The sequence below is a fragment of the Streptomyces deccanensis genome (assembly GCF_022385335.1).
GTDB classification, from domain to species: domain Bacteria; phylum Actinomycetota; class Actinomycetes; order Streptomycetales; family Streptomycetaceae; genus Streptomyces; species Streptomyces deccanensis.
Genome location: NZ_CP092431.1, coordinates 7418172 through 7438316, shown reverse-complemented (window position 1 = coordinate 7438316; position 20145 = coordinate 7418172). Strand labels below are relative to the sequence as shown.

Sequence of the window (20145 nt, the reverse complement as noted above, 5' to 3'; positions counted from 1 at the left end):
CTGCTGATCGTCGGTTGAGGCCCTGATCCAACAACGGGGTGGGCGCCTCCCGCGCGCGCCCACCCCGGAACTGCTCCACGAACCTCGTGCTACTGAAGGTAACTCGCTCCCCGCTTGTCACCTTCCATGTAGGTACCACCCGCCGTGGCCACGACGTGACCGATACCCGTGAGGGCGGTGTGGATGTCGGTGGCTTCCTTGTCCCACCTCTTCAGCTTGGCATCGAAGGCGCTCTGGGACTCACCCTCCCAGTACTGCAAGCTGTTCTCGACGAGCCTCTTCAGCTCCTGCAGGTCCTGCTCAAGGTCCCTGGCCTCATTGGCGATTTTGGTCGCCGTGATGTCGAGCGCGTCATAAGTGACGGAAAGTCCGTCGGTGTAGTTACCGGCCATCTCTACCAACCTCGTCTCACTGGTCCGTGCTGATGCGGCCGTAAGTCCGGCCCTGGTGCAAATATCGGCTCAACTCATGGAACTGAAGGGAGAAACCGTCGGGGCACCGTCCTGGAGGTCGATCCTGTTGACCGCCGCGCGCACCTCGTCTTCCTTGCTGTCGACGATGTTGCGCGCCGAGGTCATCGCGTCGATGACCTCGGCAAGGATGTTGCCCATGTTCCGCAGCGATTCGTTGATCTCGAACTGCTTCTTGTCGAACGCGGCTCGGCCGATTCCGTCCCACTGACCGGTCTCCAGGCTGTCGATGATTCCCTGAAGCCTGTGAACACGCGACTTGACGTTCTCGTACTTCGAGAGCATCTGCTTCTGGAGCAGGATTACCGCATCGTTTTCGAGCTTCTGCTTGCCGGCCATGGTCAGCCGTCCTTTCTGTTTCTGCTTGCTGATCCAACTGTCTTGGCTTGAGCCGAACAGCACAGGGCTCGTGACGGCCTTCCACGGCTGTCGATGTCACCTGGCGCGTCGCGCCCGCATTACGGCCAGGCCGACACCACCGATCACGATGGCCGCGGCGGCTGCGCCGAGCGCGATCCAGAGGGTGTTGCTGTCATCGGTCGACTCCGCAGCTGAGCCGGCAGCCGAGGTACCGCCTGTGGAGGGCTCTTCGGGGGCCGGTGATGCGCTTGACGCAGAGGGGGAGGGCGAGGCAGCGGACGCGGAGTCGGCCAGGAGATCTCCGCCATTGTCCTTTGCGAGAGGGTCGACGTCGGCAGAGCCGGCGTCATAGTCCGGGTCCTTGAGAACCATCCGAGGACGGACGAAGCCATAACCTGCGTACTTGCTCGGTTGGTCCTTCGCCCATGTGCGGCCAGCGGTGTCGATCAGGGCGCGGGTGACCTGGTTCACCGTCCAGTCAGGGTGGGCCGACCAGATCAGGGCCGCGGAGGCGGCGGCAATGGCGACTGCGGGACTCGTACCAGACCTGTCGTCGCAGTACGAGCGGAAGGTCGCATCACACCACCCCGGGAAGCCTTCCCCTGGTGCCGAGAGATCCACGTAATTTCCTGACGAGGAGAACTCTGGCACCGTCAGGGTGGGGTCCACTGCCGCGATCCCGAGTACGTACGGGTATGCGGCCGGATAGCCGATCGCGCCTTTGGTCTGCCCCTTGTTACCAACCGAGGCGATCATCAACTTGCCTTTTGAAGCGGCGTACTCGATGGCTTCCTTCTCCTTGGAACTCGGCCCCACCGATCCGAACGACATGCTGATGATCTGCGCGTCAGTGTCGGCTGCCGCCCTGATCGCTTCTATGAGATCAGGGGTCTTCTCCAGTTCCTCCGCCCCGCCCTTCAGTCCCTCAAGCTCAATGCGATACGGAATGATCTTCGCCCCCGGCGCCAACCCCTGCAGGCCTCCGCCTGCTCCCGTACCTGCGATCAATTCGGCCATGGAGGTTCCATGGCCGAGTTGATCGTCCGTAGCGCCGTACGCAACCGACTTGGGTACTTCGTCGACCAGGACCTGCCCCTTCAGGGACGGGGTATCGGCGTTCACCCCGCTGTCGATGACAGCGACCTTGATGCCCTTGCCTGTGCTGACCTTCCACATCTGTTGGGCCTGCATCGTTTCCAGGTACCACTGCTTGGTCTGGGCGTCGTACGCAGCGGCATCAGAGGCGAATCCCACACTCACGGCCGCCAGGGCACCGACCAGCGCACCCACGGCCCGCACACGTCTACCGCAGCGCGATCCGTGGAACATGGCCTGCTCGGCTCGTCGGCTGGTCCCTGACGTCATCGTGTTCCGTGTCCTCGCTCATACTCGGTCAGTTGACGACCGGCGGCACGTCACGCCGCGGCCTGTTGGGCAGGTCGGTCTCTTCGCCTTCGATCCGGTGGTCGAGGCGCCGCGATCCCTGGGTGTTCCCGTCGTCACCGGGCGTCTCGTGGCCAAGGCCGCGCACGAGTCCGGCGCCGCCACGCGTCAGACCGTTACGCTCGGCTCCTGAAACGGAGTTGCGTGCGGTCGGCCTACCCGTGACAGCCTCTGCTGTTCCCGAAATCCCACGAGGGGGTGTCGCACTTGAACTCGGCCTCGCCCTGGTCTCAGGCGCTCCGAAAACCCCACGCTGCCCCGGCCGACCAGTAGCAGGCCGCGAGTTGGCCGCCGTCCCCTCGCCACCGATGACTGTGCCGCGCGGAATTCTCGCACCACCCTTCGCGGAAGCGCCGCCAGTGCCGGTGGGCTGGCCCCCGACAACTCCATTCACACGACCGGCTCCGGTCACAGGACGGCTGGCGGCCTGCGGAGCAGCCGTACCACCGGCTCGCGGCATACCACCGGTGACCGCGCGGCCCATCTGGGACGAATGCGATCCGGGAGCCACGCCTCCGGCAGTGGGCCGTCCGGTCGGCGTGGGTCGCCCCATCTGGTTCGTGGGCCCTTGTCCCGTAGAGCGTCCAGAAGCCGAACTAGGCGAACCGGTCGAACCAGTGCGCCCCTGCGCCGACGCAGGATTACGGAAATTATTCGATCCGCCCAGGTTCCGGCCTGACGTGCCGTTCGAGACCGGTGTTCTTAGGCCACCCTCGAACATGCCCTGCTGGCCGGGAACAGGGGTACCCGATGACGGCGGCATGTGGCCGGTCACGGGTGTAGTCGTGGACGGTGGCAGTGTGCCGACGCTGTCGATGTTGGTACGGACAGGCTCGTCGGGGTTCGTGATCTTACTGGTGACGTCATTGCTGGTGAGCTGGTTGTCGCTTGCAGAGTGCCTGGAGATGTCGCCAGTCGCCTGAGCACCCACGGAAGGTGTTGTCCCGTGGGTGTGTGAGTCTGTACCGGCCGCCGAAGGACCATAATCCACCTGCGGAGCCACGGGCTTGGGAACTCCGACATCAGGCATGGCCGTGAACTCCGGCGTCTTGTCCTTGGCAGGTAGGGAGGCCAGCACCTCTTCGGACACCGCGTAGTACGAGGCCAACCGGTTCATCTGGTTGATCGCCTCTTGACGGTCCTTCTCCACCCGTACGGCTGCCGCGTACTCGCTCTTGTCCGCGACTTTCTCAGCCTCTGTGAAGTGCTCGGGCCGCTTCCGGCTAGCTTCCGCGTCTCGAGACGGCATGGCGCCGCGCACAGACGCAAGGCCCACGGCGGCTGCGGTGATCTGGTCCCCTGCAGTTCCCGCGAAGTCACTCAAGTGGTGCGTGTTGGTGACGAGCGATCTGCCCCACTTGCGGAAGGCATCACCCGATTCTCCGACCCAGTGGACGTTGTCGATGTGGCCTTCGAGTTCGTCAGCTGCCGCCTTGATGGCGTCGCGCGCATCCCACAGCGCCTTGCCTGAGGATTCCAGGTCCTCCGGGTCCGTTCGCTCGACGAGGTCAATCAGTTGATTGAGGTCGAAGTCACGCTTCTCGAAGTCCGTCCGATCCGCGATGGTCCGCCCCAGCGAACTGTCCACGAAGGCCGAGCGCACCATACGGTTGAGCAAGCCACCTTGCGGATGGTCCTCAAGCCCTCGGACAATATCCGTGACGCCGTTCTGCCCTTCGACGCGGTCGACGTCCGCCTCATGCCGTTTGTCAGTCATCGTCACTTCACCATGGTGCGGCTGTCACCGACGCGTTGCTTGCCGTCCTTGGCATCCTGGATCTCCGTGATCTCTCCTTGGATGGCGTAGAACCGCTGTCGCAGTTCCTCCTCAAGGTTGTCGAATCCCCGATGCGCACCCTGAACAGCGATGGCGGTCGCCTCAATCTGCAGATGCAAGGTCTTGGACAGAGACGTGAGCTCTCGATGGACCCGGTTGTACTGCGTGTACAAGCCGTCGGCCTCAGGGAAGACGCCGTCCGCCCCAGCGCTTAGAGAGGTCGCCCTGATGGTCTGAGCGCCCACCTTCGTCGGGTTGCCGGCCGACGTCTCAAGGTCGTGGAGAACCGCATCCACCCGCTTCACGAACTTGTCCAGGGCCTCACCACTGGCCTCCAGGTTCGCCGCCCTGGCCGCCGACACACCCCCCGCCATCTCTGCCGGAAGCACGATGCCCCTCCCCGTTTCCCCACACACCTGTCAGCCCGACCTTGATCGGACTCGGCCAACCACGCACCGTACGATTCGCAAAGCAAGCCGTGCCTCACGGCGCTTTTGCCACTGTAGTCAACCTGCACAACAGGGCCAACAGCGATGTAGGTCAGCCCGGTTACGAGACCGACCGGCTGTCATCCTTTGCCCTTCTTGCCTGTTCACTGTGAACGGGTGCACATGACGGGCCGTGCACCGGCCCCGCGTGGCTCTACCCCATGATGCAGGGCCACCACGGACGACGGCATCACACTGCTTGCGATCTTCATGAGACTCACGCAGGCGGTCAATCGGATCTCCGCGTCAACTCCTGCGTGTCGTAGCCGAAGCGGCACCCAGCCACGGTTCCCCTCGCTCTTCCAGCCGTCACCCGGGTCCCGAGCACACGTCTCCTGCGAACCTTCACGACCGACAATCTACGTACAGTGGACGTGATCCAAACTCACCATGGGCCGGGTTGCTAACTTGACTCGCACCCACACCATCGGAACAGCAGCGTCTGTACCAGACGGTGGCATGAGGAGCGCTGGCCGAGCACACGGGGGAAGGGTCTACCCATGGCATGGGAAGAGTGGGAGCAACTCAAGGCGGAGGCAGCCGAGCGGCAGTCGACGCACATGCAGTTGAACCAGGTCGAGGGTGGTGGGGGCTCCACTGCGCTTCCGGAGAAGTTCGGGGTCCTCAAGGCCAGTCAGACCGATCTGAGCAAGATCGGCAAGATCGCGCACACCCTCTACAACGATCTCTGGGACAAGGCCCGCGTCGCCATCCCCAGCAGTGACTCGGCGGCCGGGGACTTGTCGAAGCAGGGCTTCGCCCTCGGCGCCGGCCTCAAGCATGTGTCGACCCGCTGGGAAGAGCAGCTCAAGTCTCTGAGGGATGCCGTCGCGCACATCTCGAACCACATGCATGTCACCACGAAGCTGCACACCGGGGACGATGGCTTCATCCAACGCCAGATGAGCAGCATCGACGCACTGGACGCAGGATTCGACGAACGCGTCGGAGCACCTGGTGAAAAGAACCGCGCCTACTACCCGGAGGAGAGCAAGAAGAAGGAGTAGCGCGGCTCGGACCGTCGGCGGCATGGCCCACCGCGCCGCCTACCACCGACATCTGCGCCGTAAGCACCCGACGCCTACTCCCCCTGCTTCCCTGCTCTGAGGACGAAACCCGATGCAACTCGACACTCTCCTCCATGCCAGCTTCAAACTGCTCGACGACGCCGTCACCGACTGGTCGACACTCGTCGATCGCCTCGAAGAACTGAAGAAGGACGCCGAAGACGGGCTGCACCAGGCCGCGAACAAGGCCAACTGGGCCGGTATGAACGCCCAGGTCTCCAAAGAGTTCATCGGCAAGACGGCCGGCGAGTTCGCCGATGCCCACACACAGGCCAAAACCATTCACAACATCCTCAGCGACACCCGGGGCGAGCTGAAGGGTTATCACCGGCAGCTGACCGAGGCCATCGACCGCGGACGGAAGAAGAACCTGAAAGTCATCGGGTACGAGGGCGGATTCACAGTCACCTCGGACGTTCCTCCGGAAGGCCGCGCCAAGGCGGACACGGACAACCAGGGGGACATCACCGCGCTTCGCGACGAGGTCCAGGGAATTCTGGACAAAGCCACCCAGAGCGACGACTCGGCAAGTACCGTCCTCCAAGCAATCGCCGATCAGAGCAGGCTGGGCTTCTCGGACGCCAACTACTCCGACCGGGATTCCGCGGCCGCAGCCGTCAAGGCGGCCAAGGAACTGGCGAAGCTCGCGAAGAAGGACCCCGACGACCTGACGGTCAAGGACTTCGACAGGCTCAACGACGGACTCAAGAAGCACGCGAGCGATGCCCTCTTCGGCGAAACGTTCGCGACGACCCTCGGTCCGCAGAAGACTCTTGAGTTCTGGACCGGTGTCACCGACACCAACAGGGGAAACTACGAACTCACCCACAAGCGCCTCGACCAGTTCGACGACCTCCAGCGCAACCTTGGCACCACGCTGGCCCACGCTTCGCAGAGCGACTCCCTGGCCATGACCGACTGGAAGCGCCAGATGATCGACATCGGCGACAAGCCGATCTACGGCACCAGCGGCGGTCCGATGGGCTTCCAGGTCATGAGCAACCTGATGCGAACCGGCAACTACGACGACCAGTTCCTCCACGACTACGGCACCAAGCTCATGGACACCGAGCGCAAGCTCACCGGAAATGGCGAGCACGGGAACGGTGTCTGGCAGCAGATCGGCAGCAGTCCCCAACTGAACCGGATCGGAGAGGACAGCGGCTCCGACCCACTCACGGGTTACTTGAAGGGCCTGTCCAACAGCCCTGCGGCGGCTACCGATTTCTTCAACCAGCAATACGTATCGAAGGACGATCCGGAAAACCCCTTCGAGTGGGACTCCGATGACGAAGACGAATACATGGCCAAAAAGGAGCTATCCAACTTCCAGTACCTTTTTGAGGAACGGGATTGGCCCCAGGAGACGAGTTCCACCGGAGATGATCTCCACACGGGGAAGAACAATCTGGCACTAGCGCTGGAGGCGGCGACCACAGGGCATCCGGCTGGCGAGCTACCGACAGCGGACACACCTGCCCACAATGAAGAACAGACGCGTCTCTTCGAGAGTCTCGTATCATCCATTTCGGATGATGGCGGACGACTTACCGATAATGGCTACATGTCCGACAGTATTGGACAGATCACATCAGAGTATCTCCCGGATATCAATCGGGCAATGACGGACGACTCCGACGAAGACACAAACAAACTTTTCCCTGTCAGTGGTTCATCCGCTGCCCTCAACCATCGGGACGTGACTGCACTACTCATTGCAGTCGGGCAGAACCCTGAAGGTTATGCAGCCGTCGAAGTAGCGAATAAGTCCTACATGGCAAACCTGATGGACTACCACATGAACCCGGACTTGCCGGCAAGTGCCAGATACTCGAAGGACACGCAATTCGCTGTCGAGCAGCTCGCACACGGTTCGGGCGAGGTCTCGGGGACATTGGCCATCGGACGTCAAGAGGCAGTTGCCGGCCCTGCAGACGAGGACGACAAAGCCTACGACCACTCTGTCGCCCAGTGGAAGAACGGTGTCTCAGGTGTCATCGGAACGGGTATTGGCGTTGGCGCGACGTTCGTCGCAAGCCCGGTTGCCGGTGCTGCCGCTGGCGGCCTAGCCAGCACTGTCAGCAGCATGGTCCTCGAGGAGCTTTTCAAGAACGCAGAGGGGCACGCAAAGGAAAATGCTGGATCCACTATGGGAGAGAACTGGGAGAGCGGACTCGAAGAGAACGCGGCCTACACCGAGCGGGCCGCCGAACTCGCGGCCAAGGCCCACGGTCGCACTGACCTTCAGGACATCAGCATCGATGAGAAGGCGCGCACGGCAGCGCAGCAGGGCTTCCGGGACGCGGGTACAAACACCGAGTACATGACACCACACCTCAAGACCGATATCTGACACTATACGAGGAGGGACTCGTCATGTTCCGTCCCCCACCCAACCACCGTGTAGGGATTGTACGAGCTTCAGCCACTCTCGCCGTGATGCTGGCAGTCACCACAGTAATTGCCGCATGCTCAGGCGGAGGCAGAGAGGATGAGAAGAAATACACGGTCCCCAGCACACTCTGCGGAATTTCATTGAAACCTGTTCTACTCGACGCTTTCCTGCCGGGGGGAGACTCCATCTCCGTGAAGCCCGCCTCCCCAAACGGGGGAACGACACGGTGTGACGTGATCGTCGATGGCGCCGTATCAGTTCGACAAATCCAGACATGGTGGAGTACCGGAGAGAGCGCGTCCACTGTCGCTGCCGCCTACGACAAAATGGACGACGGGCAAGTGACCGCTGACAACCGCTTCCTCTACTCGGGTACTGGCGCTGTAGGGAAGACCTCGGCATCTTGTAAGTCATCGGATCATCCCGATCAGAACATGTACGCCGTGATCCAGGTGTTCACTCCCGAACACTCGGACTCCGATGCAATGAAGAAATTGATCACGGCCTACACCAAGGAACTTGAGGACTCCAGTCGATGCAACTGAGGCGGCAGGGCTAGTTTTTGATCAATATGGCAGTACCAGGTCGCCGCAGCGGCGGTTACGCTGCACCAGTGATGGTGGTCCGCGACAAGTGGACCAGTTCGCGGACACCGAGCGGGATGAGTCGGCCGCAGGCAGCCTGGGCGGTGGTGACCAGGCGTGATGGTTGAAAGAACTTCTCTACTCGCCATCTTGCTCCGGCGACTCGAACCAACGCACTGGGGGCAGCGTCGCGCGGGCGGCGGTCTGACGTACTGGGCTGAACTCGGCACGCAGTCACCAGTGTCTGCCCGGTGATCTCGACGACCACTGCCACTGGCGTGTGGCCGCCGGGGTGGGGTGAGTGAGCCGCGTACCAAGGCGACGAGTCAGGGCCCGGGCCCGCCAACCTCACAATTTGCCGGTGATGACTCCACGCCAGGTCCATCCCGCGTCCAGAACGGCGCCCTGCAGAGGGCGTTTCAGCTCGAAGCTGTCGAAGGTGAACGTCTCGTTTGCTTCGAGGCGGCCGTCTTGGCCCCGGCCGAGCGTCCAGCTCTTGGAGACCGTCTGTCCCTGGCCACGTCGGGCCTCGGCCGCGGCGGCCAGTCTGGGCATGTCGCCGACCCAAGTGACCTCGTATTCCTGATCGACGGAACGAACTTCGTTCTTTTCCGGAACTAGGCGCATCCGCACCTGGGAAACCCGACTCACCTGGGTGCGGCCGAAGAAGGTCTGCCAGGCCGGGTCCAGGATGCGCCACTCGGCCACCAGGCCTGGCCCGTCCTCCCGACCGTCCCGGATCACGTAGGGGACGTCAAAGCGGTTGAGGTCGAGCAGGGCCGCGCGCACCTCGGACTCAGATCGCGGGGTAACACCGCTGGCGGGGCGCTTGGTTCCGGTCAGCTTGTCGAAAAGTCCCATGAAGTCAAGCTATCCGGAGTCGGTTTGCCGGTGCACGCGAGGTGGAGGCCAGCACGCCTCGCGGACGCCGAGCGGCAACGGGTAGCGAGGGGCAGCAGCGCTGTCCCACACTTTCGGGCAAAATGGAGTCCTGAGGATCACGTAGTCGTCGAAGTAGAGGGAGTCGCCGGCCTGGTCGGTCCGGTACGTCCAGCCGTCCAAGCCGTCCGTGGCCCCCCGCACCGCCCCGGTCAGCTCGCTGTAGTCCCACGCCGCGTCATCGGGAGACGCCGAAGCTCTCGACAGCCAGGTAGATGCCCATGCCGGCCATCGTGATGAGGGCGATGCGGGCGACGATGAAGGCGGAGTCGGGCAGTTCCTCGGCCGATGGGTTGACGCGGGAGCGCCAGGCGCGTACCCAGTCCGCCTTGACGCAGGCCATGGCCAGAAGTACCACGGACAAAATCAGGCCCAGTACGGTCAGTTGGGTCAGTGCGTCCATGTGTTGCCTCCCAGTCGTCGTTGCTTGCGCCGCGAATCCCGCACCGCCACCGCCGTGCCGCTCAGCCCCGCCACCAGGACGAGGCCGCCTACGGTCACATACGTCGCCAGGCGCGTGTTGCGTTCCTCCGCGGACTCGCCGAAGTGCAGCGGGGTGACCGAGGGTGCCTCGCCCCTGGCTACTCCGCCCTCGGGCTTCGGGCTCTCGACAGGGCGCTCCGGGTCCACGTTAGTGAGCGCGTTGACGGGGTCGACCACTCCCCACCCCACCAAGGGGTCATGACCGGGGATCGAGCGTTCCGCTGTCTGTTCGATCTGGGCGACGACCTGCTGGGCGGTCCAGTCCGGGTACTTGGACTTCAGGAGAGCCGCCACACCGGCAACGTACGGCGCTGAGAAGCTCGTGCCGTTGTCGGAGCAGTGGCCGCCGTCGGGGACTGTGGAGATCATGTCGACGCCTGGGGCCGCGACTCCTACGAATTCCCCTGATTGTGAGAACGGGGCGCGTTCGTTGTTGCGGTCGGAGGACGCCACCGCCAGGACGCCCTTGTACGACGCCGGGTAGGTGACCTTGACGTTGCCGCCCAGGCCGTCGTTGCCGGCCGAGGCGACGACCACGACCTTGTTGTCGAGGGCGTAGTCGACGGCGTCCTCCAGTCTCGCGTCGGGCCGCACGGCGTTGGCCGTGTCCTGCGAGATGTTGATGACATCGGCTCCCACGTCGACGGCGTGACGGACCGACGACGCCAGAGTGAGGGCCGTTCCGTCGCCCTCCGCGTTGTTCTGCTTGATCGGAATGATCTTGGCGTCCGGGGCCAGGCCCACGAAGCCGGTCCCCTTCAGCGGCCGGGCCGCGATGATGCCGGCCACGCGTGTGCCGTGGCCCACTGTGTCGGTGGTGCCCTGGCTGTTGCCGCGGTCGATCTTCTCGCCCTCGGCGTTCTTCGCGGGGAGGTAGTTCGCGCCCTTGGCGGCGTCCACGGCCTCGGCGAGCTGGGGGTTCTTGACATCCACCCCTGTGTCGATCACGGCCACCTGGACGTTCTTCCCCGTGGACAGCGCCCACAGCTCGTCGAGGTTGACGCGTTGCAGCGCCCAGGGACGGCCCGCATAGTCCTTCGACGGGAACGTGCACTGGCCGGCGTCGGCCCAGGCAGTGGTCGAGGGCAGAGCGAGTACCGAGGTGGTGGCGATCAGCGCGATCGCGGCGGCCCGGGCCGTCGGTCTCGTATCCCAGCCGCTCCGGAGCCCCCACGTCTCTGTGTTCCGCCCGATCCGCCCGATCCGCGCGCTCAGCGCCCTCGCGTTCGCCTTCGACATCGCTTCGCTCCCCTCCACCGCGCGTCTACGAACCCTGCGGCTGCCGCGCAGCCGCCTCCGACAGGCGCGGCCCCGTCGGCAGGAACGTCGACCACTGCGCCGGGATGGGAGAGGGCGTCACCTTTTCGTAGCCGAGCCGGGTCTGGGCGATCCTCGCCTCGTTGAGCTCTTCCTCACGCTGCTCGGCCGAGGTGCCGATGCCCTCGTCCCCGGTGGTGCTGTCGCTGTTGGACTGCAGCGCGTAACGCAGGCCCGTGTCCGTGACCAGGAAGACGCCACCCGCCCTCGTCTCAGCGCCCTTGAACTGACGGTAGAGCTGGCCGGAGCCCGGAGTGACATACGCGCTGGAGGAACCGGTCGGCAGTTGAGCCGGGAAGTCGGTGCCCACCCAGGTGGACAGCTTCGTCTTCCCCTTCGAGCCGACCGACAGCAGGACGTTGCAGACGGTGTTGCGGCCCGAGGTGGCACTGGAGCCGTCGTTCACCGTCTTCGGCTTGAACGCCGGCCAGGTCTTGTCCGCCTCGAAGGTCGTACTGTCGGCGACCGCACTGGGGTGGACCTGTTGTGCCTCGCCGGCCTGTCCGACGTCGACGAGGTCCCCGCTGTTGAGCAGCAGCGTGGCGACGAACTCGGAGATCCGGGCCACCTCGCCCTGCAGCACCACGTAGTACTGCATCCGCCGGCCGTCGTATGCCTTGATGACCTCACCGACCTTGTCGTACTGCTCGAGGCCGGTGGAGGCGTTCGCCTTCGTGCCGGGCGTACCGTCGATCTCCGGGATGGAGATCGGGTCGCCCTTGTGCAGGGTGTCGAGCCATTTCTGGGACACGCGCTGCGGGTCTCTGCCCTGGGTGTCGAGGGCCTTGAGCAGTTCGGTGTCGGTCGGGTCGGCCAGCTGGTACGCCGTGCCCCGCGCGTCGACCACGTACTGCGTCTTGCCGTCCGGGCCGACAACGTACATCAGGTCGCCGCCGGAGAGCTTCTCGGCACCTCCCGTCTTGTCGAACTCCTTCTCGGCGAGGACGAAAGCGGCTTTCTGGATGGCGCGGCCACCGTCACCGGGACGCTCGCACACGGCCCAGCGCTTGGCGACCTCCGCCTCGTCGGGGGAGGGGAGACGGTCGGGGGCGTAGGGGATCCCGATCGTGGCACCGTGCGGCGGCTTGCCGCTGTCGAGGATCTCCTCGTCGACGGTGATGATGTCGGCCTTGCCGGGATCCAGGAGCAGTTTGGCCGACGCCATGTTGAGAACCGGATGCAGCTGCTCGCGACCATTCGTCTTCAGCACCACATATCGGGTGGTGGAATCGCTCGCCACGATGACGTGCTCCTCCGCCTTGGCCCAGCCCTTGGGTGCCTTCGGGCTGAAGACACCGATGCCCCCGAACACCGCGAGAATCACCACACCGACGACAGCGCCGGGCCACAGCGCCCGCAGCGGCTTGGGGGCGCCTTCCTCCGAACCCGACGGAGACGGCTGAAGGAAGGATGCGAGCGTACGGCGCTTCGCGAAGGTGTAGGCGTTGAGTTCGTCCCGCCGTGATGCCATCTGTGTCCGCTCTCTCCCCGTGCGGAGCCATGGGGGGAACTGTGAAGATCCGCCCCTGTCCTCAATTGCCTCTGGCGCCCAGGCTGTCAGAGCCGCCCCCTACTATGCCTGTTGCGTGACTGTGCTGATGGCACGGGCAGGGCGCTCAGGTTGTGCAGGGCCCTGAGTGCATGGGTTTTAGGGAGAGTTCGGGGGTTTTGGAGCAATGGCTTCCGCAACACGCGCCCGGTCGCGATCGCAATCGGGGCCGCGATCAGGCGGCACGCTTCGGTCGCGTTCGCGCGGTTCGTCTTCTCCTTCTCCGACAGCGCGGTCGGGAGCGGCGCCTGACGCCGCCGCGTCTTCCCGCGGGTCCGTGTCGCCCCATCTGAGGTCCCACTCGGGGCACGGTGGCTCGTTCGCGGTACAGCGGCTGGTGATGCTGGAGATGGCGGCCGCCCTCGTGGTCGTCGGATGGCTCGTCGGTACGGCCGCGCTCATTCCGGCCGTCGCGGCCGCCGCCGTGCTGGTCGTGCTCGCTCTCGTACGACGCCGCGGACACTCCCTGCCCGAGTGGCTGGGCTCGCTGCTGGCACTGCGGGCCCGTATGCGCAGGGCCGCGAGCACACCGGCTCCTTCGGGGATCGATTCCGGCCTCGCACCTGCCGTTGAGTGTGATCCCAGCCTGCGGACATACAGCTTCCACCGCGGCGACCGTCGCGATCAGCGACCGGTCGGCATGGTGGGCGACGGAGGATTCCTCACCGCGGTGCTCCAACTGGAGTCGGATGCCGGTGCGCTGCGCGCCGAGCGCAGTCGCCGACCACTGCCCGTCGCGCTCGTGCAGGACGTCCTCGAAGTCGACGGAATCCGGCTGGAGTCGGCGCAGATCCTGGTGCACACCCAGCCGGCGCCCGCGCTGCATCTGCCCCAGCAGTCGGTCGTCGTGAGCAATTACGCACCGCTCCAGGCCCAGACCGGCGCTCCGGCGGTGCGCATCATGTGGATAGCGTTGAAACTCGACCCCGAGTCGTGCCCTGAAGCGGTGGCCGCGCGCGGCGGCGGGCTCCGCGGGGCGCAGAAGTGTCTGGTGCGGTCGGCGGAGCACTTGTCCAGTCGACTGACCGGCGCCGGCTTCCGGGCAACTCTGTTGACCGAGGAGGAGCTGACCGCTGCCATCGCCACCTCCGCGTGCGCCAACCCGATGGTGACCGCGCAGGCCGCACAGACCGGGCGTGACGAGGCACCACAGCGGCGGACCGAGGAGTCCAGCCGCAGCTGGCGCTGTGACAACCGTCGGCACACCACGTACTGGGTGCGCCGCTGGCCGCAACTGGGCGGCTCCGGCACCTCCCTGGCACAGTTGGTGGCGCATCTGACCGCGGTTCCCGCGCTGGCGACGACCTTCAGTCTGACGCTGGCCAAGGGAGGCCGGAAAGACGTCACCCTTGCGGGTCACCTTCGCATCACCGGTCGCAGCAATCAGGAGCTGACCGACGCGCGGCGCGAGTTGGAGCATGCCGCGCGTCAGGCGCGGACCGGGCTCGTGCGTCTGGACCGTGAACAACTCCCCGGCGTTCTCGCCACCCTGCCGCTCGGAGGTACCCGCTGATGGCCATGAGGGCATCGGCATCGCCGTCGTCCGCGTCCGCACCGGAAGGCACTCCGGAGGTCACGGGCCTCGGACAGCGACTGCGCACCGGGTTCGGGCTGTTGGGTCCCCGGCACCCGCGCCACACACTGCCCGTGGAACAGGTGGGGGCACTCTCGCTGCCCATCGGAGACGACGGTGTGGTGGTGGGTGTCAACCAACAGGGCCAGCCCGCCGTTCTCGGGATCAACCGCCCTACCCCGTTCGACGTCGTCCTCATCGGCGGTCTGTGGACGGCCCAGGTCCTGGCACTCCGCGCGGCGGCGACGGGGGCGCGTGTTGCCGTGGAGACGGGACGGGCACAGGCCTGGATGCCGCTGGTGCACGCCGTGGGCGGCGGTCAGAACGGCCTGGCCGTGTACGACGTGGGGCGGGTGCCGCCCCAGGGCGCGTCGGCGGGCACACCGGTGTTGGTGGTGCGTGACTGCGGCATGCGACCGCCCCGCGGACGCGTGGCATCAGCACCCTGGCAGTCCGTACTCACACTTCTTCCCTATCTGAGTCCGGTCGCGCCGCGGTTGATGCGCCAGGCTCGTCTCGTGGGTGTACAGCGGGTGTCGCCGGACGAGGCCACGGAGATCGGGCGAGTGATAGCGCTGCCGCACCCCGAGATCCGGTCTCTGCCCGGACTGCAGGACGGCATCACGCTGTGGTGCACGGAGCGGGACCGGCAGTACGTGATGACCCAGGCCACCGACGCGGAGACCGGTCTCCTGGGCGGAGCACGTCGCGTGGACTGAGCCGTCCGAACGGGGACGAGCCCGGCAGTGAAGATCAGGCAGGGGCATATATCTAAGTTGACACACGATCAAGGCAATTGGGCGCTTCGCGGAGCCGGTCTGGAGAGGCGGGCCTGCTGTGCCCGCGGTTGCGATGATTAGGCTGGGGTACAGCACGTCGCGAGTTGCCCGCGATCGGGTGGTACGGGCTGTGCGGCATGGCCCGGGGCCCGAGGGGGGATCAGCCCGGCGAATCGGACGACAGGAACGGTCGCCCCAGCACGGCATGAGGGTGCTCGACCACACCAGGAGGAATTGTGAGCAGCGATCGGGACGGGATGCGCGGGGGATGGGCCACACCCGACGATGACCAGCCCGACGCGGAGTCCGCCGTCGAGGCGACGGGCGAGTTCACCATCGACTACGCGCCGCCTGCCTGGTACACGCAGAACGCGTCGTCAGGAGGGTCGGCTTCAGGACCCGGTACGGGTACGGGTACGGATCCCCAGACCGGGGCGGGGACGGAACCCGGGGCCCCGTCGGCCGCCGGGGGCGTTCCGGGTGGTGCGCATCAAGCCCCGCCCTGGCCCCCCGTGGCTGCCGCGCCCGAGGCCGGTGCGGAGAGCGGGGACATCGAGAGTGGCGCGACCATGCGGATCTCCGCCGCCGCGTTGAAGCGGGAGATCTCGGGTGCAGATGCGGATGCGGTCGAGGGTGGCTCGGCCGAGTCTGCGGGTGCGGGTGCTCCCGCGCAGCCCGGGGATACTTCCGACGCCGAGGCTGCGCAGGGTGCGCAGGGCGGCGCTGCTCAGGACGGCGACGGTGACGCCGCTGCCACTGCGGACGGTGCGGCTGCTCTGGCTGCTTCCGGCGAGGCCGGATCCGGGGCCGAGGCCGCTGGGGCCGAACCGTCAGTCGTCGGCAGCGCCCCGGACTCCGCTTCCGGCGAGACTGAGCCGACGGGAACGGTCCCGCAGGATGCCGCGTCGCAGCAGGGTTCCGTCCCGCAGGACACCGTGTCCCAGGGGGATGACGCACCTCAGAACGCCGTAGCGCAGGACGCTTCGCCGCAGGGCGTGACGAGCGAGGACATCCAGATCGACGAGGCCGCCTCCTCGGCCGCAGCGCCTGAGCCGGGTGCGCCTCAGCCCGGTGCGCCCCAGGACGCCCCGCCCGCTCCGGGCGCCCCCGATGGTGCGCCGCAAGGGGCCTCCGCCTGGACTCCCCCGCCGGTGCCGCACAGTGCGATTCCGCCGTTGCCGCCCGAGTTCCAGCTCGCGGCGCCTGTCGCGCCCGAGTCGGCGACGCAGTGGCCGCCGTCCGTGCCGTCGGCCGAAGCGGGGCAGGTGACTCCCGGGACGCCCGAGCAGCAGGCTGCGCCCGCGCAGGGGGGACAACCGGCCGTGCCTCCACAGCCGCCGGTCCACCCGCAGGTTCCGCAGAGTGCCCCGGCGGCTTGGGGCGCGCCGATCGACGCCGCGCCAGGCGCCCCCGTCGGGCCGCCCCCTGCGGCTGCCGTTTCTGCGCCCGGCGAGCCCGTCACCCCTGGCGTAACCGGCGCGCCGGAAGTTCCCGTCGCCTCCAACATGCCCGACGCCCCAGGCACGCCCGCAACACCCGGAACCGACAGTGCTCCGAGCGAGCCCGCCGCAACGGGCGCCCCCGACGCCACCGGTGCCCCGGGCCCCTCTGCTGCGCCCACGGTGCCCCCGGCACCCGACGTGCCCGCCTCTCCTGACGCACCCCATTCCGCCCCCGCCACCCCCGGCCCGACGCCTCCGCAGGGACTACCGGCGGCGCCCCCGCAGGACTCCGGCCTCCCCTCACCGGCTGGCTACGGCTTCCCGCCCGCAAGCGCGCCCGTGCCCCCACAGGCACCCATCCCCCAGCAGAGCGGCTACGGCTTCCCCCAACCCCCGGCCCAGCCCGGCCACCCGGGCCAGCCGGCCGCCGCCCAGCCCGTCGCGCCGCAGCCGCCGCACCCCGCCCCCGGTTACGGCTTCCCGCCCGCAAGCGCGCCCGTCCCCCCGCAGGCACCCATCCCCCAGCAGAGCGGCTACGGCTTCCCCCAACCCCCAGCCCAGCCGGGACAGGCGGGACAGCCGGGACAGGCGGGACAGCCGGCCCAGCAGGCGACTCCCGGCGCGCCCGTACCTCAGCAGCAGGGCTACGGCTTCCCTCAAGGGCCGCCCCAGCCCGGCCCCCAGTACCCCACGGCCCCCCAGCCCGGCTACGGGTTCCCGCCAGCAGGAGCCCCGGGCGCTCCGGCGCCGACCCCGCCGGGGCCGCCCAACTCCCCTGCGCCGCAAGGCGGTTATGGGTTCCCCCAGCCCCCGGCCCAGCCGGGGCACCCCGGTCACCCCGGGCAGCCGGGCCACCCCGGGCAGCCCCACGCCCCCTTCCCCGCGCAGCCCGGGCAGCCCGGAGGCCCTGGGCAGCCCGCCCACTCCGGCCAGCCGGAGCACCCCGGTCAACCTCACCCCCCCTTCCCCGGCCAACCCGGGCAGCAGGCTCAGCCCGGCGCGCAGCCCCACCCCTCCGCCCCCGTCGACCCCCGCACCGGCGCCGCCTGGCCGCAGCCCGTGCAGCACGATCACCGGCAGCCCACCAACCCGGGTGTGGCGCCGCTCGGTTACACCGCGGCCGTCGAGCTGTCCTCCGACCGGCTGCTGAACAGCAAGAAGCAGAAGCAGAAGAGCAGCCGTCCGGCCTCCGGAGGCGGGCTCTTCAAGCTGGGCGGGAAGAAGGAGGAGGCCGAGCGGCAGCGGAAGCTGGAGCTGATCAGGACGCCGGTGCTGTCCTGCTACCGCATCGCGGTCATCAGCCTCAAGGGCGGCGTGGGCAAGACCACGACCACCACTGCCCTCGGCTCGACCCTCGCCACCGAGCGGCAGGACAAGATCCTCGCGATCGACGCCAACCCGGACGCCGGCACGCTCGGCCGTCGTGTGCGGCGCGAGACCGGGGCCACCATCCGTGACCTCGTCCAGGCGATCCCGTACCTCAACTCGTACATGGACATCAGGCGGTTCACCTCGCAGGCGGCCTCCGGACTGGAGATCATCGCCAACGACGTCGACCCCGCCGTCTCCACGACGTTCAACGACGAGGACTACCGGCGCGCGATCGACATTCTCGGCAAGCAGTACCCGATCATCCTCACCGACTCGGGCACCGGTCTGCTCTACAGCGCGATGCGTGGGGTGCTCGACCTGGCCGATCAGCTGATCATCATCTCGACGCCGTCCGTGGACGGTGCGAGCAGCGCCAGTACGACCCTGGACTGGCTCTCCGCGCACGGGTACCAGGACCTGGTGGCCCGGTCCCTCACGGTCATCTCGGGAGTGCGCGAGACCGGCAAGATGATCAAGGTGGAGGACATCGTCTCCCACTTCGAGACGCGCTGCCGAGGGGTCGTGGTCGTGCCGTTCGACGAACACCTCTCCGCGGGCGCCGAGTTGGACCTCGACATGATGCGACCGAAGGTGCGGGAGGCGTACTTCACGCTCGCCGCGATGGTCGCCGAGGACATCGCCCGGCACCAGCAGTCGCACGGCCTGTGGACGTCGGACGGCAACCCGCCACCGGTCGTCGCCCCGCCGATGCCGGGTCAGCAGACACCGGGTCAGCCCTATCCGCCGCAGCAGCAACAGGGCCAGCCGTACCCGCCGCAGCAGGGCCAGCAGCCCTACCCCGGCCAGCCCCAGCCCTACCCGGGTCAGCCGGCCCCCGGTCAGGCCCCGGGGCCCTACGGCCAGCCCGGCCAGCCCGGCCAGCCCGGCCCGGGCCAGCCGTACCCGCCGCAGCAGGGGCAGCAGCCCTACCCGCCGGCACCGCCGCAGCAGTAACCGCACGACGAGACGGCTGAGGGCCCGTACCGTTCACGGATCGTGGACGGTACGGGCCCTCTGCCGTGCTTCGGGCACATACGGACGGATGCCTCAGGGCCCGGCGGCTACGGACGCGTCCAAGACCCGGCGGCTACTGCGCCTCGTGCGCCCCGATCAGCTCCCGGCACTTCTTGACGTCCTCGCCCATCGCGACGAGGAGCGCCTCCAACGAGTCGAACTTCGCCTGGCCGCGCACGAAGGCGAGGAAGTCGACGGCGACGTGGAGGCCGTAGAGGTCGAGGCCGACGCGGTCGATGGCGTACGCCTCGACCGTGCGCTCGGTGCCGTCGAACTGCGGGTTGGTGCCGACGGAGATCGCGGCGGGCATGGCCTCGCCGGCGACGTGCAGCCAGCCGGCGTAGACGCCGTCGGCGGGGATCGCGGTGTGCGGGAGCGTCTCGACGTTGGCCGTCGGGAAGCCCAGCTCACGGCCGCGCTGGGCGCCGCGTACGACGACGCCCTCGACGCGGTGCGGACGGCCGAGGATCTCGCCCGCTCCCTCGACATCACCCTCGCCGACCAGCCGCCGGGTCAGCGTCGAGGAGAACGGCTGACCGCCGCCCGCCTCGCCGGTGACGAACAGGTCGACCACCTCGACGTCGAAGTCGTACGTCTTGCCCTGCTCGGCCAGGAACGCCACGTCCCCGGCCGCCTTGTGTCCGAAGCGGAAGTTGGGGCCCTCGACGACGGCCTTGGCGTGCAGCTTGTCGACCAGCACCTTGACGACGAAGTCGGCCGGGGACAGCCGTGAGAACTCCGTCGTGAAGGGCAGGATCAGGACCGCGTCCACACCCAGCTCGGCCATCAGTTCGGCGCGGCGGTGGTGCGGGGCGAGTAGCGGGGGGTGTGTGCCGGGGCGCACGACCTCGCTGGGGTGCGGGTCGAAGGTGACGGCGACGGAGGGAACGCCCAGCTCACGCGCGCGTTCCACGGCGTGCCGGAGGATCAGCTGGTGCCCGCGGTGCACCCCGTCGTAGGAACCGATGGTGACGACGCTGCGCCCCCAGTCCTCGGGGATGTCCTCCAAGCCACGCCAGCGCTGCACTGTGACCGCTCCTCGTCGAACCCGTGTCCGTATTGACGCCTTACCTTGCGCAGGTCTAAGGGTGCCA

Annotated in this window: 17 protein-coding genes and 1 pseudogene; 7 read left to right on the top strand and 11 right to left on the bottom strand. The window is 67.1% G+C overall.

The window, feature by feature from the left end; genetic code table 11:
* Window positions 1–89 precede the first annotated feature (89 nt).
* The 5 genes from L3078_RS33060 to L3078_RS33040 all read right to left on the bottom strand — a co-directional run bounded on the left by L3078_RS33060 (window position 90) and on the right by L3078_RS33040 (window position 4439).
* The gene (locus L3078_RS33060; protein WP_037691669.1) at window positions 90–392 is read right to left on the bottom strand and encodes a WXG100 family type VII secretion target; all 303 of its coding nucleotides are present in this window, start codon (window positions 390–392) and stop codon (window positions 90–92) included.
* A gap of 69 nt (window positions 393–461) precedes the next feature.
* A complete protein-coding gene (locus tag L3078_RS33055) occupies window positions 462–809 on the bottom strand; it encodes a WXG100 family type VII secretion target (RefSeq protein WP_239757580.1) in 348 nt (115 codons plus the stop codon).
* Window positions 810–905: 96 nt separating this feature from the next.
* The gene (locus L3078_RS33050; protein WP_338059538.1) at window positions 906–2129 is read right to left on the bottom strand and encodes a S8 family serine peptidase; all 1224 of its coding nucleotides are present in this window, start codon (window positions 2127–2129) and stop codon (window positions 906–908) included.
* Window positions 2130–2223: 94 nt separating this feature from the next.
* Window positions 2224–3990, bottom strand: coding sequence for a WXG100 family type VII secretion target (locus L3078_RS33045; protein ID WP_239760553.1), 1767 nt, complete (start codon window positions 3988–3990; stop codon window positions 2224–2226).
* Between the two features lie 2 nt (window positions 3991–3992).
* The gene (locus L3078_RS33040; protein WP_239757579.1) at window positions 3993–4439 is read right to left on the bottom strand and encodes a hypothetical protein; all 447 of its coding nucleotides are present in this window, start codon (window positions 4437–4439) and stop codon (window positions 3993–3995) included.
* Window positions 4440–5038: 599 nt separating this feature from the next.
* Here L3078_RS33040 and L3078_RS33035 point away from each other — a divergent pair.
* The 3 genes from L3078_RS33035 to L3078_RS33025 all read left to right on the top strand — a co-directional run bounded on the left by L3078_RS33035 (window position 5039) and on the right by L3078_RS33025 (window position 8545).
* A complete protein-coding gene (locus L3078_RS33035; RefSeq protein WP_239757578.1) occupies window positions 5039–5545 on the top strand; it encodes a hypothetical protein in 507 nt (168 codons plus the stop codon).
* A gap of 112 nt (window positions 5546–5657) precedes the next feature.
* The gene (locus L3078_RS33030; RefSeq protein ID WP_239757577.1) at window positions 5658–7958 is read left to right on the top strand and encodes a hypothetical protein; all 2301 of its coding nucleotides are present in this window, start codon (window positions 5658–5660) and stop codon (window positions 7956–7958) included.
* Between the two features lie 86 nt (window positions 7959–8044).
* Window positions 8045–8545, top strand: coding sequence for a hypothetical protein (locus tag L3078_RS33025; RefSeq protein ID WP_239757576.1), 501 nt, complete (start codon window positions 8045–8047; stop codon window positions 8543–8545).
* 387 nt (window positions 8546–8932) lie between these two features.
* On the opposite strand, the gene L3078_RS33020 is transcribed toward L3078_RS33025, so the two are convergent.
* The 4 genes from L3078_RS33020 to eccB form a co-directional block, all read right to left on the bottom strand.
* Window positions 8933–9445, bottom strand: coding sequence for a hypothetical protein (locus L3078_RS33020; RefSeq protein WP_239757575.1), 513 nt, complete (start codon window positions 9443–9445; stop codon window positions 8933–8935).
* 256 nt (window positions 9446–9701) lie between these two features.
* Window positions 9702–9926, bottom strand: a complete 225-nt coding sequence (locus L3078_RS33015; protein ID WP_239757574.1) for a hypothetical protein — start codon at window positions 9924–9926, stop codon at window positions 9702–9704.
* Complete coding sequence (gene mycP / locus L3078_RS33010) at window positions 9914–11245, bottom strand: type VII secretion-associated serine protease mycosin (RefSeq protein WP_239757573.1); 1332 nt, start codon at window positions 11243–11245, stop codon at window positions 9914–9916. Before mycP ends, L3078_RS33015 begins: the two co-directional genes overlap by 13 nt.
* 25 nt (window positions 11246–11270) lie before the next feature.
* A complete protein-coding gene (gene eccB / locus L3078_RS33005) occupies window positions 11271–12794 on the bottom strand; it encodes a type VII secretion protein EccB (protein WP_239757572.1) in 1524 nt (507 codons plus the stop codon).
* Window positions 12795–12999: 205 nt separating this feature from the next.
* Here eccB and eccE point away from each other — a divergent pair, with 205 nt between their 5' ends.
* The 3 genes and pseudogenes from eccE to L3078_RS44995 form a co-directional block, all read left to right on the top strand.
* Window positions 13000–14385, top strand: coding sequence for a type VII secretion protein EccE (eccE, locus tag L3078_RS33000; RefSeq protein WP_239757571.1), 1386 nt, complete (start codon window positions 13000–13002; stop codon window positions 14383–14385).
* A gap of 5 nt (window positions 14386–14390) precedes the next feature.
* Entirely contained in the window at window positions 14391–15164 is a 774-nt protein-coding gene (locus L3078_RS32995; protein WP_239757570.1) for a hypothetical protein, read from the top strand.
* Window positions 15165–15481: 317 nt separating this feature from the next.
* Window positions 15482–15544 (top strand): annotated as a pseudogene (locus tag L3078_RS44995) (hypothetical protein); the annotation flags it as partial.
* A gap of 510 nt (window positions 15545–16054) precedes the next feature.
* Here the strand turns inward: L3078_RS44995 and L3078_RS44990 are convergent.
* Window positions 16055–16348 (bottom strand): hypothetical protein, encoded by a 294-nt coding sequence (locus tag L3078_RS44990; RefSeq protein ID WP_239760764.1) that lies wholly within the window; start codon window positions 16346–16348, stop codon window positions 16055–16057.
* Between L3078_RS44990 and L3078_RS32985 the strand changes: the two genes are divergently transcribed.
* Window positions 16235–18991 (top strand): MinD/ParA family ATP-binding protein, encoded by a 2757-nt coding sequence (locus L3078_RS32985; RefSeq protein WP_239760552.1) that lies wholly within the window; start codon window positions 16235–16237, stop codon window positions 18989–18991. The genes L3078_RS44990 and L3078_RS32985 overlap by 114 nt on opposite strands.
* A 133-nt stretch (window positions 18992–19124) precedes the next feature.
* On the opposite strand, the gene L3078_RS32980 is transcribed toward L3078_RS32985, so the two are convergent.
* Window positions 19125–20078, bottom strand: coding sequence for a bifunctional riboflavin kinase/FAD synthetase (locus L3078_RS32980; protein ID WP_239757569.1), 954 nt, complete (start codon window positions 20076–20078; stop codon window positions 19125–19127).
* Window positions 20079–20145: the final 67 nt, after the last annotated feature.

Coding starts and splice junctions, on each gene's coding strand:
- eccB (WP_239757572.1), bottom strand. CDS start 12,794: ATGGCATCACGGCGGGACGAACTCAACGCCTACACCTTCGCGAAGCGC.
- eccE (WP_239757571.1), top strand. CDS start 13,000: ATGGCTTCCGCAACACGCGCCCGGTCGCGATCGCAATCGGGGCCGCGA.
- L3078_RS33055 (WP_239757580.1), bottom strand. CDS start 809: ATGGCCGGCAAGCAGAAGCTCGAAAACGATGCGGTAATCCTGCTCCAG.
- L3078_RS33020 (WP_239757575.1), bottom strand. CDS start 9,445: ATGGGACTTTTCGACAAGCTGACCGGAACCAAGCGCCCCGCCAGCGGT.
- L3078_RS33015 (WP_239757574.1), bottom strand. CDS start 9,926: ATGGACGCACTGACCCAACTGACCGTACTGGGCCTGATTTTGTCCGTG.
- L3078_RS33030 (WP_239757577.1), top strand. CDS start 5,658: ATGCAACTCGACACTCTCCTCCATGCCAGCTTCAAACTGCTCGACGAC.
- L3078_RS33060 (WP_037691669.1), bottom strand. CDS start 392: ATGGCCGGTAACTACACCGACGGACTTTCCGTCACTTATGACGCGCTC.
- L3078_RS33035 (WP_239757578.1), top strand. CDS start 5,039: ATGGCATGGGAAGAGTGGGAGCAACTCAAGGCGGAGGCAGCCGAGCGG.
- L3078_RS33045 (WP_239760553.1), bottom strand. CDS start 3,990: ATGACTGACAAACGGCATGAGGCGGACGTCGACCGCGTCGAAGGGCAG.
- L3078_RS33025 (WP_239757576.1), top strand. CDS start 8,045: ATGCTGGCAGTCACCACAGTAATTGCCGCATGCTCAGGCGGAGGCAGA.
- L3078_RS32995 (WP_239757570.1), top strand. CDS start 14,391: ATGAGGGCATCGGCATCGCCGTCGTCCGCGTCCGCACCGGAAGGCACT.
- mycP (WP_239757573.1), bottom strand. CDS start 11,245: ATGTCGAAGGCGAACGCGAGGGCGCTGAGCGCGCGGATCGGGCGGATC.